General features: G+C 40.6%; 16 protein-coding genes and 2 pseudogenes. 2 read left to right on the plus strand and 16 right to left on the minus strand.

Going from position 1 to position 17,279, the window contains the following annotated elements; genetic code table 11:
• Window position 1 precedes the first annotated feature (1 nt).
• The 4 genes and pseudogenes from L4F91_RS06640 to guaB all read right to left on the minus strand — a co-directional run bounded on the left by L4F91_RS06640 (window position 2) and on the right by guaB (window position 3,780).
• Complete coding sequence (locus L4F91_RS06640) at window positions 2-892, minus strand: DMT family transporter (RefSeq protein ID WP_395895523.1); 891 nt, start codon at window positions 890-892, stop codon at window positions 2-4.
• Window positions 893-1,058: 166 nt separating this feature from the next.
• Window positions 1,059-1,542 (minus strand): annotated as a pseudogene (locus L4F91_RS06645) (hypothetical protein); the annotation flags it as partial.
• A gap of 23 nt (window positions 1,543-1,565) precedes the next feature.
• Window positions 1,566-2,312, minus strand: coding sequence for a type II toxin-antitoxin system death-on-curing family toxin (locus L4F91_RS06650; RefSeq protein WP_395895525.1), 747 nt, complete (start codon window positions 2,310-2,312; stop codon window positions 1,566-1,568).
• Between the two features lie 4 nt (window positions 2,313-2,316).
• On the minus strand, window positions 2,317-3,780 hold the full coding sequence (guaB, locus tag L4F91_RS06655) for an IMP dehydrogenase (protein ID WP_250349799.1): 1,464 nt from the start codon (window positions 3,778-3,780) through the stop codon (window positions 2,317-2,319).
• Window positions 3,781-3,913: 133 nt separating this feature from the next.
• Between guaB and birA the strand changes: the two genes are divergently transcribed.
• Entirely contained in the window at window positions 3,914-4,846 is a 933-nt protein-coding gene (gene birA, locus L4F91_RS06660; protein ID WP_395895527.1) for a bifunctional biotin--[acetyl-CoA-carboxylase] ligase/biotin operon repressor BirA, read from the plus strand.
• A gap of 51 nt (window positions 4,847-4,897) precedes the next feature.
• On the opposite strand, the gene L4F91_RS06665 is transcribed toward birA, so the two are convergent.
• The 3 genes from L4F91_RS06665 to hldE all read right to left on the minus strand — a co-directional run bounded on the left by L4F91_RS06665 (window position 4,898) and on the right by hldE (window position 7,855).
• Window positions 4,898-5,728, minus strand: a complete 831-nt coding sequence (locus L4F91_RS06665; protein WP_395895529.1) for a DUF5718 family protein — start codon at window positions 5,726-5,728, stop codon at window positions 4,898-4,900.
• Window positions 5,729-5,867: 139 nt separating this feature from the next.
• Window positions 5,868-6,206: a YegP family protein gene (locus tag L4F91_RS06670; protein WP_265762743.1), complete on the minus strand. Its 339-nt coding sequence runs from the start codon at window positions 6,204-6,206 to the stop codon at window positions 5,868-5,870.
• 221 nt (window positions 6,207-6,427) lie between these two features.
• Window positions 6,428-7,855, minus strand: a complete 1,428-nt coding sequence (hldE, locus tag L4F91_RS06675; protein ID WP_395895531.1) for a bifunctional D-glycero-beta-D-manno-heptose-7-phosphate kinase/D-glycero-beta-D-manno-heptose 1-phosphate adenylyltransferase HldE — start codon at window positions 7,853-7,855, stop codon at window positions 6,428-6,430.
• Between the two features lie 131 nt (window positions 7,856-7,986).
• Here hldE and L4F91_RS06680 point away from each other — a divergent pair, with 131 nt between their 5' ends.
• The gene (locus L4F91_RS06680; protein ID WP_395895533.1) at window positions 7,987-8,922 is read left to right on the plus strand and encodes a Kdo(2)-lipid IV(A) acyltransferase; all 936 of its coding nucleotides are present in this window, start codon (window positions 7,987-7,989) and stop codon (window positions 8,920-8,922) included.
• 160 nt (window positions 8,923-9,082) lie between these two features.
• Here L4F91_RS06680 and L4F91_RS06685 read toward each other — a convergent pair whose 3' ends face one another.
• From L4F91_RS06685 to L4F91_RS06725, 9 genes and pseudogenes are all read right to left on the minus strand, one after another.
• Window positions 9,083-9,652 (minus strand): molecular chaperone, encoded by a 570-nt coding sequence (locus L4F91_RS06685; RefSeq protein WP_395895536.1) that lies wholly within the window; start codon window positions 9,650-9,652, stop codon window positions 9,083-9,085.
• On the minus strand, window positions 9,652-10,284 hold the full coding sequence (locus L4F91_RS06690) for an NAD(P)H-dependent oxidoreductase (RefSeq protein WP_395895538.1): 633 nt from the start codon (window positions 10,282-10,284) through the stop codon (window positions 9,652-9,654). The genes L4F91_RS06685 and L4F91_RS06690 overlap by 1 nt, the downstream gene beginning before the upstream one ends.
• Window positions 10,285-10,737 (minus strand): NfeD family protein, encoded by a 453-nt coding sequence (locus L4F91_RS06695; protein WP_265777922.1) that lies wholly within the window; start codon window positions 10,735-10,737, stop codon window positions 10,285-10,287.
• Between the two features lie 60 nt (window positions 10,738-10,797).
• Complete coding sequence (locus L4F91_RS06700) at window positions 10,798-11,718, minus strand: SPFH domain-containing protein (protein WP_250349790.1); 921 nt, start codon at window positions 11,716-11,718, stop codon at window positions 10,798-10,800.
• 47 nt (window positions 11,719-11,765) lie between these two features.
• Window positions 11,766-12,665 (minus strand): annotated as a pseudogene (gene modF / locus L4F91_RS06705) (molybdate ABC transporter ATP-binding protein ModF); the annotation flags it as partial.
• 87 nt (window positions 12,666-12,752) lie between these two features.
• Window positions 12,753-13,541, minus strand: a complete 789-nt coding sequence (locus L4F91_RS06710) for a hypothetical protein (RefSeq protein WP_395895541.1) — start codon at window positions 13,539-13,541, stop codon at window positions 12,753-12,755.
• A gap of 93 nt (window positions 13,542-13,634) precedes the next feature.
• Entirely contained in the window at window positions 13,635-14,060 is a 426-nt protein-coding gene (locus tag L4F91_RS06715) for a hypothetical protein (RefSeq protein ID WP_395895542.1), read from the minus strand.
• Entirely contained in the window at window positions 14,053-14,685 is a 633-nt protein-coding gene (locus L4F91_RS06720; protein WP_395895544.1) for a DUF4376 domain-containing protein, read from the minus strand. The genes L4F91_RS06715 and L4F91_RS06720 overlap by 8 nt, the downstream gene beginning before the upstream one ends.
• Window positions 14,686-14,687: 2 nt before the next feature.
• Window positions 14,688-17,279, minus strand: coding sequence for a right-handed parallel beta-helix repeat-containing protein (locus L4F91_RS06725; protein ID WP_395895547.1), 2,592 nt, complete (start codon window positions 17,277-17,279; stop codon window positions 14,688-14,690).

Here is a 17,279-nt window from a genome sequence, read left to right on the forward strand (position 1 = left end):
ATTATTTTCTCAATGCGATAAAACAGCCTGACATCACAAGTAACATTGCAATAACTTGAGTCATATTAACGGTTTCACCAAGTAAAATAAAACTGATAATCGCTGTTGAAATCGGTACTAAGAGTTGCAGAATATTAAAAAAGACTAATCCTTGTTGTTGTACAATATAGAACGCTAAAAACATTCCCGCCATTAAGCAATAAATTCCGGCAAGGACTAAGATAATTAACATCGTGGCTGAGGTTTCTGCTAATTGAATAATGACGCCATCATCTATTGCTAAGCAAAGATAAATAATGCCTGATAGTATTGCTGTTGAGGCACTAATAACAATCGGGTGAAGCACAAGTGCGGCTTTTTTTACAACAAGATTTTGTAATGGTTGTACAATAATCCAACCTGTGAGAAGTATAATTCCTGTCGTTAAATTACTGCTTTCGCCTTGATGTTGCCCCAATAGTACGAAAGCAAATGAGCCAATAAGTGCGATAATTGAACCGATGTAAAAAGTCCGTGAAGCTAAATGATTACGCTCATCTTGATAGAATATTGCTGCCATTATTGTTGCCACAGGCATCATAATGATGCCAAAGATACTTCCCGTAAGTGCTGTCGTGTATTTTATTCCTTCCGTAGAAAGATAAATATTAAGCACCATAATCACAGCAATTAAGATTAAATAGCCAACTAACTTCGGCTGCTGAGCAATGAGTACCAGTTGTTGACGATATTTCCATAATACGATTGCAACAAATATCACACCCGCTGAAAGTAGCCTAACCGCATTATTATTTAGAATGTGAAAAGACAAACTCACATAGCGGATAATGGGGAATGCAAGCCCTATCGCTAAAATATAAATGATTGCAATAAGATATTTATTATTTAACATACTTTTACAAGTTTATAAAACAACCAACAAGTCCAGTATATCACAATACTAATTTATGCATCTTTTTCATTTTTCTATAATTTTATAACTTAATTAATGATATCAAGACAGATTTTATTCAAGTAAACTTTGAGAAATAATCTGATCAGATCTAATATCACCAAACATTTTCATTAGACATTTCGGCAATAGGGCAAGTTAACGTAATGCCTGCGATTTGAAAGTTCGATGGTAATTGGGTAACTTTATCACTATTGTTCATTCAAACACCTAATTTATGATCCCGTAATCTAAACCGGAGAAAAGTGCGGTTGGATTTTGCAAAGAAACGGAGACATAACAAACTTCACGGTGGTCAGAGGTTTCGGCTAAACCACCTAGCTGCATTATCACTGTTTGCATTCGCTATCAAATCCCTATAATACAGGTACGCCTGCATTAAACACATATTCAGGCACACGCGGACTATTTTCTTCCTTGGTACTTTGGGATCCGCCAGAAAGAATAATACCTGTTGAGTTAAATTCACGGATTTATTCTTCTTTTACATCCCACGCCCACAGCTCTCCTACCCAATTTCCCGCATACCGCGAGCAATATTACGAACCAAAGTCCAAGATTAAAATTTTATGATTGTGGATGTTGTTCATTAAATTGATACCTTTTGATATATTTATATTTTAGCTAACCAGTCCATTACTTTTCCACGCAATTTCAGAAGTTCTCCAATTTTATCAGTAAGTCCATGACCATTTTGATAAAATCTGATACTATCCCATCCATTAGATGAAGTTAATGATAATTTCTTTCTTAGTTTCTTTATATAAGATGGATCATATTCTTCTATTCCAAAGCGACCTTTCAGAATAATTTTGGTATAAAATTTATTATCCGATTTTCTATAAATTTCTCCGAATTTTTCAACAATCTTTATTTCAAATCCAGCTAAATCAAGTAATCTCTTTAAATCAGAAAAAGATAGCGGTTTATTGCTTTTTATTGTTTTTCTTGCATTCCTTTTAAAGAAATCCCGTATTATTTTTATTTCATCACTCCTTTCTTTTGAAATTTCATGAGCTGCCACTTTCCTTGTAAATTCAAATAATTCTTCATCTGAACATTTATCAATCCAGTAACCATTCAAATCTAAGAAACACATAGTAAGAAGTAAAGCTGTTCTTTTATTTCCATTATGAAAACAATGATTTGAGATTATTCCATGAAATAATGCAGCCGCTTTATCCCATAATGTAATATATGCATCTTTTCCTCCTGCAGTCATAAAAGGGCGATTTATGGCAGATTCAAATAACCCCTTATCTTTAATTCCCCTTGGTCGTATAGGATCTTCTGATTTCTCATAGAAATCAGCTAAATACTCATGTACTTTAATGGCGTCTTTATTTGAAATTAAACTCATATTATCACCCCATTCTATAATTCGGTGCTTCTTTGGTGATGGTAACATCATGCACGTGGCTTTCTTTGATACCCGCACCACTGATTCGAACAAATTGGGCTTTGGTGCGAAGATCTTCAATAGTGGCACAACCTGTTAAGCCCATACAAGAACGTAAACCGCCCATCTGTTGGTGGATAATTTCTTTTAGGTAGCCTTTGTATGGGATACGCCCTTCAATGCCTTCTGGTACGAGTTTATCTGCAGCATTATCACTTTGGAAATAACGATCTGATGAGCCTTTACTCATCGCACCTAAGGAACCCATTCCACGATAAGATTTAAATGCACGTCCTTGGTAAAGTTCAATTTCTCCCGGTGCTTCTTCTGTCCCCGCAAACATTGAGCCAACCATCACACAGCTCGCGCCAGCGGCAATCGCTTTGGCAATATCACCAGAATAACGAATACCGCCATCGGCAATAACAGGAATACCACGATCTTTTAGGGCTTCGGCCGCATCGGCAATGGCGGTAATTTGTGGCACACCCACGCCAGTAACAATACGTGTGGTACAAATTGACCCCGGACCAATACCAATTTTAACTGCACTAGCCCCCGCATCCGCAAGGGCGATGGCACCTTCTGCAGTGGCAACATTACCCGCAATAATTGGTAAATTTGGATATTTTGCACGGGTCTCACGTACACGTTGTAACACGCCTTCAGAATGTCCGTGAGAAGAATCAATTAATAATACATCCACCCCCGCTTGCACAAGCGCTTCGATACGTTCTTCATTGCCCGCCCCAGCGCCAACAGCCGCACCTACACGCAAACGACCAAATTCATCTTTACAAGCATTTGGTTTTTGTTCTGCTTTTTGGAAATCTTTGACTGTAATCATTCCTTTCAGTTTAAAGCTATCATCCACCACAAGCACTTTTTCTACGCGATGGTTGTGCATTAATGCTAAAATTTCTGTACGAGCTGTGCCTTCTTTTACCGTAACAAGACGTTCTTTTGGCGTCATCATTTTTTCTACTGTTTGGCTAAGATCGTTAACAAAACGTGTGTCGCGTCCAGTAATAATTCCTACTAAATTCCCTTTGCTATCCACAACAGGGTAACCCGCAAAGCCATTTTTTTTCACTAATTCAGCCAATTCTGCTAAAGTGAGATCTGGTGAAACCGTAACGGGTTCAGAAACAATGCCACTTTCAAATTTTTTCACTTTACGTACACGATCAGCTTGACGTTCAATGCTCATATTTTTATGAATAAAACCAATACCACCTTCTTGCGCAAGAGAAATGGCAAGTTTTGCTTCAGTAACGGTATCCATTGCCGCTGAAAGCATAGGTATATTTAAACGAATGGTTTTAGTTAATTGAGTGGATAAATCGGCAGTATTTGGTAATACGGTAGAATGTGCGGGAACAAGTAGCACATCATCAAAAGTAAGGGCTTCTTTTAGTACGCGTAGCATAGCAATATTCTCTCTTTTTATGAGGTTAATGTTAAAAAATATTGCGGCGAGATTATACAGAGTTTATGCTGATTTGGGAATGGCAAATTATAAATATTTTTTTAATTAAAAAAATTCTATATAAGGGAAGAAAATGTTTAAGCTTTTAACGTTGTTAGCCGATGGTAAGAAAAATTCTCGCCAAAATTTGACCGCACTTTTACATTGCGATGAACGCGAAATGAATACGCATATTCAAGCGTTAAGTGAACAGGGCATTCACTTTGAATTGAATGGTGATGAAATCCAGCTCAAGCCCGAATTGCCGTTGCTTTCAGCCGAGCATATTAAACAGCGTCTTGCCCCTTATCCTGTGGTGGTTAAACCCGTGATTCATTCCACAAATCAATTCTTGCTAGAACAGATTGAACAGTTAGAAAAAGGGCAGCTTTGCTTGGCAGAATATCAATATGCAGGGCGAGGAAGAAGGGGGCGCGATTGGCTTTCCCCTTTTGCTGGGCAGATCATTCTCAGTGCCTATTGGACATTTCCACCGAATATTTCCCTTAATGGGCTAAGTTTAGTTATCGGTATCGCCATTGCGGAAACCTTACAAACCTTTGGCGCGCAAAGCATAGGGTTAAAATGGCCAAATGATGTGTTATTACAAGGGCGTAAACTGGCTGGTGTGCTTGTTGAAATCGCCAATCGTAAAAATGGTTTACTGAATTTGGTTATTGGTATTGGCATTAATCTTGCCTTACCAAAACAAGCAAACATTAATCAACCTTGGGCAGAATTGAGGGAAATTCTACCGCACTTTGATCGTGATGAAATCATCATTGCTTTGGTACAACGACTTTACCACTATCTTGACCTGTTTGAACAAGAAGGAATGACATTCTTCCATTCACGCTGGGCAGAGTGGGACGCTTTTCTTAACCAGCCGGTGAGTATGATCAGCGAAAATGACAGCCAGCACGGTATTGAACGAGGTATAGATCGCGAAGGTTATCTTTTATTAGAAACAAAACAAGGCATAGTGCGGTTTAATGGCGGTGAGGTGTCATTACGCCGAAAAGTATAAATATAGAAAGCAACAAATAAGGAGAAGCGTTCCCCTTATTGCGTCAATTTATTAAACCACCCTTTGCACTAGCGCTGAAATATCTTCCGCAAAACATTCTTGCGCAGCCATTTGTTCAATTTGTTGCGATGTATATTTCTTTCCGTTATACACGACCACAATGCTCACATCATCAGGCTGCAAAAAATGACTTGTGCCAAATTCTGTATAGCGGGTCGCGCCAATACTGACAATGGCTTTGGTTGGATAATTCGCTTTCTTTAAGAATTCTGTAATATCATTCATTGGTCCAAAATCAGGCTGATGATTCATTTGCTCCACAATCCAATCTAGCAATCTCTGATGAAAATAACTGTATCCCAAGGCTGGACTATCCACGCCATAAGTATTCATCTCACCACGGCGTTTATGAAAGCAAGCAATACGGTAATCATCAATTTCACTGCCTAATGTAAAAGAAGTGAGCGGAATCGTTTTTTCTGCTAAACCTTTGGTTTCCTCACCCCAGTTTTTCTTTTCACAAATTTTATTGGCATTAGGACGGCGGATAGAACAATCGTTATAAGCGGCAAAGGCATAAGGTAAAAGTGCGGTTACTTTTTCGTTAGAATATTGAATATCGCACAATAATGCAATTTCAGGCTCAATCTGCAAATTATCTGCGCCTGCTTGCGGAAAACGAATATGCGTGGCACTTAACGGATTTACCGCCAAAAAGTCATATTCCCCCAAATTCTCTGCTGGTACATAAAAAGGAAAAATCGCTTTCGGCTGATGCCTTTCTGCTGTTTCTACTTGCTCAAAATCCTTCGCCTCACCCGCTTGCTCTAAATGCCCCGCAAAATTGCCTGCGACACCAAGGCCGATAACGTTTTTTGTCATTTTATTGCTCCTTTTATGTTGATCATCTCTCTCAAATCCTACAAGGTTATAAGGGATTTTCAAGAAGAAATTGAAGGGATTTAATCATCCATAATGGGAATAAAATAAAAGCGAGAAACTCTCGCTTTTATCTTTTAAATTAGGCAGTTAAATCTTTAATTTGGGTAGTTGGTGCGTTGTTCATCACTGATTTTACACCATTTTTTGCCCCTTCTTGAGAGGCATAATATTGGCTACGCCCAATTTCTTGATGGTTTTTTGCTTTCAATACAAAATAAGGTTTATCATTTTTCGCGACGCGAAACTCAAAATTTGCCTCATCACTACCATTTTTTTGCACAGACTCAATGCCGTTTAATGCAGATGCTTTGGTTTTGTACAATTCACTGGTCAAGATAATTTGTGAATTTGCTGCATATAAATTAAACATAAATTGACCATCGTTTGCTTGTTTTAGTTCATACCAACCTAATGCCATAATATTTTCCTTCTTAATAAGTCGTGGGATATTCCACGCGTTCATCATAAGCTTTTTTTCTGTTTTTTCAATGCGTTTATTAGAAACCTTAATTCACCCGATTAGGTGATATTACCAAAACTGAAACCAAGGTAAATGTAATATGCCAACGAGGTCTAGGATTATCAAATTAAAAAATCATCACTTTTTACCCTATACCTCTCCCATTCTATCTAGTTGCCTTACTTCAACGAGCGAATTTTATTAATCACATTACTACTAGAAAAACCATTTTCAAAATTTAACACTTTTACTTCACCGCCGTTGGCGATGACTTCTTTGCCACCGGCAATCTCTTCTGGTTTGTAATCACCACCTTTGACTAATAGATCAGGTAGCACTTCACTGATTAAACGTTGCGGTGTGTCTTCAGTGAACTCAACAACCCAGTCCACCGCTGCAAGTCCTGCGAGAACAGCCATTCTGGCTTCTAATGGATTGATTGGGCGACTTTCCCCCTTTAAGCGTTTTACCGAAGCATCGCTATTTACTGCCACAATCAGACGATCACCAAGCTTACGGGCATTATCTAAATAAGAAATATGACCGGGGTGAATAATGTCAAACACGCCATTAGTCATCACGATTTTTTCGCCGCGCTGTTTAGCTTGAGAAACCACTTCTTTTAACTGTTGCTCATTCATTACCCCAAAGCCTGTGGTGGTACGGCCGTGAATGGCGTTTTCTAGTTCCACATTAGACACCGTAGAGGTTCCCAATTTTCCAACCACAATACCCGCCGCGACATTAGCTAAATAACACGCCTCCTCAAAGCTACGCCCATCTGCCAATGCCGTTGCTAAAACACTGATTACGGTATCGCCCGCCCCAGTCACATCAAACACTTCCTTCGCTTCTGTTGGCAAATGGAATGGTGGTTGTTCAGGGCGGAGTAAGGTCATTCCTTTTTCTGAACGGGTAACCAACAAAGCACTTAATTCAATATCTTGGATTAATTTTAAGCCTTTTTCCACAATCTCATCTTCGCTATGGCATTGACCGACAACCGCTTCAAATTCTGACATATTTGGGGTTAATAAAGTTGCACCACGATAGCGTTCAAAATTCGTGCCTTTAGGATCAATTAACACTGGCACCTTAGCTTGACGGGCAATTTGAATCATTTTTTGCACTTCATTAAGTGTACCTTTACCATAATCAGAAAGGATCAAAGCGCCAAAATTTTGCACCGCACTTTGTAATTTATCCAACAATAAATCGTTTTTTACATTGTGGAAATCTTCTTCAAAATCAAGGCGTAATAATTGTTGATGACGCGACAGCACACGGAGTTTAGTAATCGTTGGATGGCTCGCTAATTGCACAAAATTACAATCAATGCCCTGTTTTTCTAACATTGTTGAGAGTGCGATACCTGCCTCATCTTGCCCTGTTAAACCAAGTAACTGAACAGGAACATTCAGGGAGGCAATATTCATCGCCACATTGGCTGCACCACCAGCACGCTCTTCATTTTCTTGCACTCGCACCACTGGCACAGGGGCTTCAGGAGAAATACGATGCGTTGCACCAAACCAATAGCGATCTAACATCACATCGCCAAGCACAAGCACTTTTGCTTGTTGAAATTGAGTAGAATATTGCGCCATTTTGACCTCATTCTTTTCATTAAATGACAAATTTTTGCAGATTTTACCATAGGATAAATGCTATTTACTAAAATTTCCGCTAAACTAGCCCTTTAATTAAACCAATTTTAACAAATAGCTCTTTTTTAATTATGGCAAATTCATCACTTCCAAAATTTCAACTCGCATTTCTTGCTCCAAAATACTGGGCATTTTGGATTGGTTTAGCCATTTGGCGCCTTATTCTTTTTCTCCCCTACCCTATTTTATGCAAAATTGGCAATGGGCTTGGCTGGCTATTTTCTAAATTATCTGTTGGCAAACGAAGAATGAAAATTGCCAAACGCAATCTCACCCTTTGCTTTCCTAATTATAGTGAACAGCAAATTAATGAAATTGCACAAGCGAATGTGAAAGCTACGGGAATGGCCATTATTGAAACAGGAATGGCGTGGTTTTGGTCGGATAAGCGCATCAAAAAATGGTCAAAAGTGGAAGGGATTGACTACCTAAAAACCCACCAAAAAGATGGCGTCATTTTGACCGGGGTGCATTTTCTTACCCTTGAGTTGGGAGCGAGAATTCTGGGGCTTTACACACCGGGTATTGGCGTTTATCGCCCAAATGATAATCTACTAATGGATTGGCTACAAACTTGGGGGCGACTACGTTCTAATAAAGATATGCTCGATCGCAAAGATTTACGTAATATGATCAAAGCATTACGCCGTGGTGAAATTATTTGGTATGCCCCAGATCACGATTACGGCAGAAAAAATGCCGTTTTCGTCCCTTTCTTTGCAGTGAAAGAGGCGGCCACCACCACGGGCAGTTATTACTTATTAAAATCCTCACCGCAAAGCAAAGTCATTCCTTTTGCACCATTACGCAATAAGGACGGCTCAGGCTATACCGTCAAAGTTTCTGCCCCAGCGGATTTCTCAAACCTCAGCACTGAAATAGAAATTGCCACTCGGATGAATCAAGTGGTTGAACAAGAAATTTTGCAAGGTGTGGAACAATATATGTGGCTACACCGCCGATTTAAAACCCGTCCACAAGAAAGTGATGCGAGTTTATATGATTAGAAAATGAAGGGTGAAGCAATACGCTTTCACCCTTTGTCATAAATATTACCAAATATAAAGTGCGGTAAAATTTTCACAAATTTTTCTTACTCTAAAGGTTGGAATGAAATATTCAGGCTAAATAAGGCTACACGACATCACCTAATTCTTCATAAAACCGCTAAGATTGCTGTTCTTCCAATTCATCAGCCATCGCAGAGAGAATTTCCCGTGAGAGAAAGGCAAGTGAGCGATAAAAAGGTAAATTTGCTTGGGTTTCTACTAAATTTAAGAATTTAGTCGCACAAGGTAATAAAAATTCAGCAAACAAGGTTTGTTGAGCCTCAAGAGAATCAAGGTTATCTTCAATCCAAGACGCGGTGAGAAAAATTAGCGGAAAATTCACCGCACTTTGTTCCAGTTCTGGCATTCCCCGTTCTTGACGAAAAGCGATGAAATCAGCCGATTTAAGATCATAAGCGTCAATATTCATTGGCACGAGAGCATTTTTTCCGCAGAATAAACGCTGATATTCTTGATCTAATAAGGCTAAATCAATCTTCATTTGCAATGTCTCAAGGGCTTGTTCGCTTTGTTTATCTGTTTCTAACGGCCACAGTTCATTAAGAGGTTTTTGTTGCAACCACGCAAAAACATTTTGCAACGTGGCATCTTGTGGTGAACGATAAAAGAGATTGCCAAATAATCGGCTAATTAACGAAAAATGGTTAAGGCTGTTTTCGTTGTTCATTATGCGCTTTCCTTGCTGTTTAAGGTTTCTTGAGTGGATAAAAGTGCGGTTAAATTTTGTGAAGTTATTTGTTCCACTTCTTCAAGCATTTTTTGGCGAGCATTATCATCAATAATATGAATATCACCAAAAAATTTATGCTGAATATCTTTAATTCCACAGAAATTAAACAACCCATCTACCAAGCAATCACGCAAGGATTTATCAATACCAAACTGTTGATATTTTTCAACATTACTGCCGATGGTAATAAATTGTTGCATTTTTTTCCCTTGTAATAAGCCCACGGATTGTCCGTTTTCTGTCTTGTAAGCGAAACCGTGGCTTAACACGCGATCTAAATAGCCTTTCAAAATTGCTGGGAACCCCATCCACCATAGGGGATAAATGAGCGTGATTAAATCGGCCTCACGAATTAACTGATGCTCATAACGAATTTCTTCTGGCGTAATCCCTTGATTCGCACTTTGTAATTCATTCCACGAAATCACAGGGTTAAAGTTAAGCTGATATAAATCACGTACTTGCGTTTCTACCGCTTGCTTTTCGCTTATGTGCTTTACGCGGTCTAAAATGCTACGATTAAAACTGCTCTGCCCATTTGGATGGGCAAAAATAATTAAATGTTTCATTTACTCTTCTACTTTCTTAACAAATAAGGTGATCCCTTCCACGTTATACACTTCAATCACATCATTCACTTGTAAATGCTTACCTTGAATTCGCCAAGTCGTATCGCCAAAATAGCCTCGACCAATGCCGTTTTCATTGATTTCTTGCACGATCCCTTTTGTCCCAAGCATTGCGTGATCTCGTTGATTTAATGAGGAATGTGATTGATCTTGCAGATCTTTACCGTGTTGGTATTTCCACCAAGAAAAACTTAAAATAATGGCTAAAATGGCATAGCCAATCACTAAAAAAGTTAAGGATAAAGTTGCAAATAGTGCCATCACTCCAGCGATAATAATCGCGGCTAAGCCCCACCAGAGTAAAAACACGCCCGGAATAAGAATTTCGGCAATCAATAAACCGAAACCTAAAATAAGCCAATGCCACACTGACCAAGTTGCGAGCCATTCCATACTTATCCCCTTATTTTATGTATTGAAAGGGGCAAATGCCCCTGATAATGATTGGCAGATTTACTGCTTTTCACCTTTTAACAACTCAGCAATACCTGCCACAGAGCCAATTAAATTACCAGCTTCAAGTGGCATTAATACCACTTTACTATTATTCGCGCCGCCGATTTCTTTTAACGCTTCAGTATATTTTTGGGCAATAAAGTAATTAATCGCTTTGGTGTTTCCACCTGCAATCGCCTCAGAAACCATTTGTGTGGCTTTGGCTTCTGCTTCCGCCGCACGTTCACGCGCTTCGGCTTGTAAAAAGGCTTCTGCCCGCTCCCCTTCGGCCTTGAGAATACGTGATTGTTTCTCCCCTTCCGCACGTAAGATTTCAGCTTGTCGAATCCCTTCGGCTTCTAAAATTTCAGCACGCTTATTACGTTCCGCTTTCATTTGCGCATTCATTGCTGCGATTAATTCGTGCGGTGGACGCACATCACGGATCTCAATGCGCGTTACTTTAATTCCCCAAGGATTCGTTGCTTCATCCACAATAGATAACAAACGTCCGTTGATATTATCACGCTGTGAAAGCATTTCATCCAATTCCATTGAGCCTAGCACGGTACGAATATTGGTCATCGTTAAATTAATGATCGCTTGCTCTAAATGGTTCACCTCATAAGCCGCACGGCGAGCATCGATCACTTGCACAAAACACACCGCATCAATGGAAACATTGGCATTGTCTTTCGAGATCACTTCTTGCGAAGGAATATCTAACACTTGTTCCATCATATTAATTTTGCGACCGACACGATCAACAAAGGGAACAACAAAATTTAACCCGGGGGTAAGCGTACGAGTATAGCGACCAAAACGTTCGATCGTCCAATGATAGCCTTGTGGCACAGTTTTAAGGGTAGAAAATAAAACTACGCCGACTAAGATTAAAAAAATAATGGCGGCCGTTGGCAACCCCTCTAATAATTCCATCTCTTTCTCCTACTATAATGATAAATAGTTATGCCGAAGTCTAACAATTACACTGGCTTTTGTATATAGTCGTATCCGCCATTTTTATTAACAAACTCAAATAAATGAGTGATACAGCTTGGCACATCTTGCTCTTGATGTGAAACAAACAATAATTGCGTTTCGCTATTCATTACCAGCTGATCAATAAAGTGTTTTACCAGTTTACGATTTACCCCGTCTAACCCTTGCAAGGGTTCATCTAAAATCAATACAGATGGGTGTTTTACCATTGCTCTTGTAATCAGTAATAAACGCTGCTGTCCCCAAGATAAAGATTTAAACGGCTGATTTGCTTGTGCGGTTAAATTCAATCGGGCAAGCCATTCCATTGCTTTAATGTGCAAAGCATCTGGCACTTTTTGATAAACACCAATACTGTCAAAAAAGCCAGAAAGGATCACATCACGCGCTGAGCAATTCACCCGATAGTCCATATGCAATTGGCTACTGACATACCCCATTTTTTGTTTGATCTGCCAAATGGTTTCACCAGAACCACGTTGATTGCCAAATAAACGCACTTTATTAGCATAAGATTGTGGATGATCGCCACTAATCACGGAAAGCAAGGTCGATTTTCCTGCGCCATTTGGACCTTTTATCCACCAGTTTTCCCCCCGCCTTACTTGCCAATTGAGCTTATCCAGAATTTTTTTCTCACCATATTGAATGGTTACCTGCTCTAATTCAAAGAGCGGTTGATTTTCGTCAAGTTTTATCGCTGGCATCGCACGTTCAGGTAAAGGAATATGTTGCGCAGAATCCGCATAGCGAAGTTGTTGATAAAGGCTTTGTTGCTCAATGGTATTGCGTTCCCCCTGCAAAATCACTTCTTGATGTTCTAACAAGGCAAGATGATCGGCTTCATCAGGAATATCATCAAAGCGATTTAATATCAGCAAAATAAACCTGCGCAACATAACCGCAACAAAAAAAGCGAGATAAATTATTTTTCTCGCTTTTTTCACATTATGTAACAGCGTTACATTTTCTTAGAATTTATAAACCAAATTATCTTCATATTTCCCTGAATAACTTGCTGATGCATTCACCACAATTCTTGTGGCATTTTCAAACACCTGCCAATTATCTACTTTATCCTCTTGCATATACTCAATAAACCGAACAAACTCCGACTTCGTCGAACTGAAGAAAATATAAGGTGGTCGGGTGATATTCACTAACCGTAAGAAATCAATCAGGTCAAAATACGTTGCCTGTTTGTAGCTTTCCTGACGTGTGCATAGATAAGGTGGATCTAATACAAACAACGCCTTAGGGTTATCAGCGAACTTTGGCAACAATGTGTGAAATGAATCACGAATAACTTCTACACCGTCTAAATAGCCTCCAGCCGTTGGATAATCAGACTGGCGGACACAATGCCAAAAATCATGTTGGAATAGCTCTTCAAGCGTTGCAACCTGTTGACCACTAAATAGTAGCCAGCTTGCTAGGCAGTTTAAGTCTTTATAACCATCAAAATTTTGAATGATTTTGACGAGTTCTGCCTTACACTCCTTCGTCATTCGTTTGTTTTTTGGCGTAGCGTTACCGACGGCTGCATAAAGTTGAGAACGCAATGCGTTAATTTCATCAATATGGACTAGTCGCTCGGCATAGCCGTCAAAATCGTTATAAATCACGCGTGCTTTCGGTTTGATACGTTTTGCAGCGTGACTAAGTAAACCACTGCCGCCGAACGTATCAATAATCGTCCAGCCTTCGCCATCACCTTCGATGTTTTCGTTGATAATGTTCTCAAAGTGTTTCAAAAACATTCTCTTTTGCCCCACAAAAGGTAGCGGAGCTTGTTTGAATTGAATTAGGCTTTGTTTGTTTGTTTGTTTGTTTGTTTGTTTGTTTGTTTGTCATTATTGTGTCCTTTCTTTTAAAATCCGTGCAAGTCTATTCGGGCTAATAGCCTCTTTCGGTGCTTGACCAAACACCGCCTCATAACACCACTCACTGCAATAATATCGGCTTGGCTTTTGGCGAAGCGGTAAGACACAGCCTATAGCCCCGATAAAATCATATTTTTTGCCCTTAGTCTTTTGGTAAAACGCTGTCGCTTTTTGACCGCTTATAGCAAGAGGGATTAAGTCCCATTTGTCGGCAGACAAATGCATCGGTTTAGTGCGCACGCCACCATCACGAGGGCTTGAGGAATAGCATTGATATTTGTCGCCAAACTGAATGGCAAGCTCACAGTGAGAGTAAGGCTTGCCTGTAAATAATCGGATAATCTTATCCACCCAGTTGCCACGGGCTTTATACATTGCCAGATAAACCTTACTCATTGCCTGCCTCCGCAACATAATCCGCATACGTTTGAGTCCAGCCCGTTGAGTAGTCATACTCCAACGGATTATCCACCAACATCACCGACTCTTTGTGCTTGATTGCGTTGGCGTGGTTGGCTTGTTTTGCCTGCAGTAATGCACCCACAATCACGGCTAAAGTTTGGCGGTTGATGGTGCTGCTGGTGTTATCTGCCCACGTCCAATCAATCTCCATATCACCTAAAAGGTCAAGGCTGGCTTTAACGCCTAAGATGTTTTGATAGGCTTTATCGTCTGAATCAACCCATTTGCCAATTTGTGTTACAAACACACCGCTTGCATCGGTTTGGTCTCGCTTAGCGTTGATAGCTTGGCGGATTTGTTCACGTTGTTGTGCGAGTAGCTCAGCTTGTTTAGCTTTGTCTAGTACCCACGCTTTGCCACTCCACTTATGAGCAGGGCTTGGCTTAGGCGTGGTAAGCGATAACTTGTTATCCTTGCCCACAATAATCTCACAACCGTTAGCTCGCCCATCAATGATGGTTTGATAGTCATCATCACTTACCGCAATTGCTGTATCGGGGATTGTATGGATACCCTCGACTAAAAATGTTTGTTGTGATTTGTCGAAAAAATAAGTCATCGTTATCTCCCTATGGCGATCATCGTAAATGCGCCAATCGCATTATTAGCGATAATGCTAAATTGTGTATTGGTCTCACCTGTCACTGTGATGTTATGCACCTGTGAACCATCATGATTTCGGTCAGCACATTGCACAACAAACGGTGTTGAGTTGAAAGCAATAGGATAGTTAAATGTTGTCCCGTGTTTAGCATCGTATCTGCCCCACTGCAAAATAGAACCGTCTGCCTGTTTTGTCCAGCCGTTATTAGCCAAGTGGCTAGAGGTCAAATTTTTAACCCACTCGGTATTGGCGACTTTTTTGCTTTTATCATTTTCAGCTGGCGTATCAACATACACCGCCTCCCATAAGTTTGTTGGTTGACCTAAACTGTGAGCCTTATTGCTGTATGGAATAAAATTACCATTGCTATGTAAGCCGCATTTAGGTTGCTGCGTGCCGTCGCTGTCAAAATGCCCCAACCACAACGCCAAGCCATCTTTGACTAGGTGCCGCATACTGTTGTTTGTTGATGTGACTCGCATTAGGCTATCAGAAAAGTTACGATACTCTTGCCACAACGCTGTGTGACTGGTCGAGATAAGCTCGCTCACGGCTTGCGTGTTAGATGCCGCACCCATTACCGACAAATGCTGGCGATAACTTTTGGCGCTCAACATCATCGTGCCGAATTTGTAAATGTGACCGTAATTTTGACCGCTTACACTATCCAAATCCGTGCGCTTAATAAGGTTGGTTGCAGCACTGCCAACAAAGATAGCGTACTGGCTCACATCAAATTTTGACTCAGCGTAAACACCACTTACCCGCAAATCTGTTGGGCAATCAGACGGCACGCCGATTACATTTGCACCAGAACAATCAACGGCTTGTACATTTTGCAAGGAGATGCCACGCACGCCTTCAGCACTGCTTAGCATATAAATATGCGCTTGCGTAGCTTGGCAACCTAACAACTGCATATTGTTGATGGCGATATTCCGACAATTTTCGCCAATCAACACATTTACCGTGGTTTTTGTTGTCTCATCAATGCCATTGTTAATCACACGACCAGCATAAGGCAGCATCTCATCAGTTACTTTGGCTAAAATACCGCCTGCGGTGGTATATAACGGCTGGTAGTCTGACAAATCCACGCATTTGATTTGACCATCTAAATGCCAGCCAATAGCCGTGAAATTGTTTATTGACACACCAGTAAAGTCTTGGATAAGTAAATCACGGATTGCACGCTGGTTAATACGCTCCTGCTTACGAGTGAAAATTGAGATGCAGTTATTTAACTCAACACCGTAAGCCTCACTGTATTGACCTTTTTTGATAGTTTGTGCGCCATACAGCCAAAAGCCATAGCCGCAAAATTGTGCGATACAATTATTAAGCTGAGCAGATGAGCTAGGTTTTGCACCATCGTGTCGTTTAACCACAAAGCCACATTGCTCACGCACAGCAATGCAGTTATCAAGCACCACGTTGCGGCTGCCGTCGTCCACCTCGAAACCGTTCTCTGCAGAAAATGATTGCGCTCCATATCTAGCGTAACAATGCTTAAAAGTAATATCTGTTGAGTAATGCGTGGTGTAGCCGTCATCGCCGTGATACTCCACAAAGCAATCTGCAACCAAGATATTATCCGACGGTTTAGTCTCCCAAGTGCCAGCTAAATTAGCCATATCGCTAATATGCCCCTCACTCGCATCGGCAATATCAATACCGTGAAACCCAGTCCAAGCGGTTTTTACCCGCTCAATCACCGCACCCGAAACGTGTTTCAAGCAAACCCCTGAGCGGGTCATTTGTAGCTTGCTATCTAAATCACCTCGCAAATAGAGGTTTTTAATCGTGATATTTTTATTCCCTTGATTGCCGTTAATCAGCTCTACCACTTGCTCGTCCGTTTTACCACCGACAATGTAATCGCCTTGCGCATTGACAATCATATGGGCATAACGTGGCATATCGTCCGTGCAGTTAATTTGACTTGTCCAGCCATCGCCAACCAACGCCGTATCACTTGGCACAGGGATTGAGCGATTGATGAAATACTGACCTTTTGGTAAGCGCACCTCACGACTAAAAATCAATGCTGCCTCAATCCCTAACAGGTCGTAAGTGTCTGTTAATGCTCGGGCAGTCGGATAACGCTTTTGTGCTTGCAATAAATCATTAAAATCGGCATTAAGACGACGGGCAATACCGTCTCCCATAGCCCCAAAATCAAAAACGGATACCTCCGAATAAACCCGCAACCACCGTTTCCCACCGTTGGTCACAATCACCGTCCCACCATTATCCGCCGTTGCCGTATCCGCAAAATCTGCCACAAAATACCCACCGCCTTTGATGCTGTTGGTGTAGTAGCCTTTGACGTAAATCATTTGCTTATCTTGTGTCGGTTCGATGGTGCGGAGTTCTTCAATGCTATTGCATTGTTGTAGCTCAATCTGTTGTTTTAGCCACTCTGTCCGATCTGCCAACTCCATCGGTGCTTGGTTACTAATGCCGCCTTCACCACCGACCACAGGGTCGGTGCGTTCGATTTGATAGATTTTGTCGTGCCATTTGGCGTTTTTGTCAAAATGTCCCAT

It is taken from the genome of Avibacterium sp. 20-126 (assembly GCF_044358625.1).
Classification (GTDB): Bacteria; Pseudomonadota; Gammaproteobacteria; order Enterobacterales; family Pasteurellaceae; genus Avibacterium.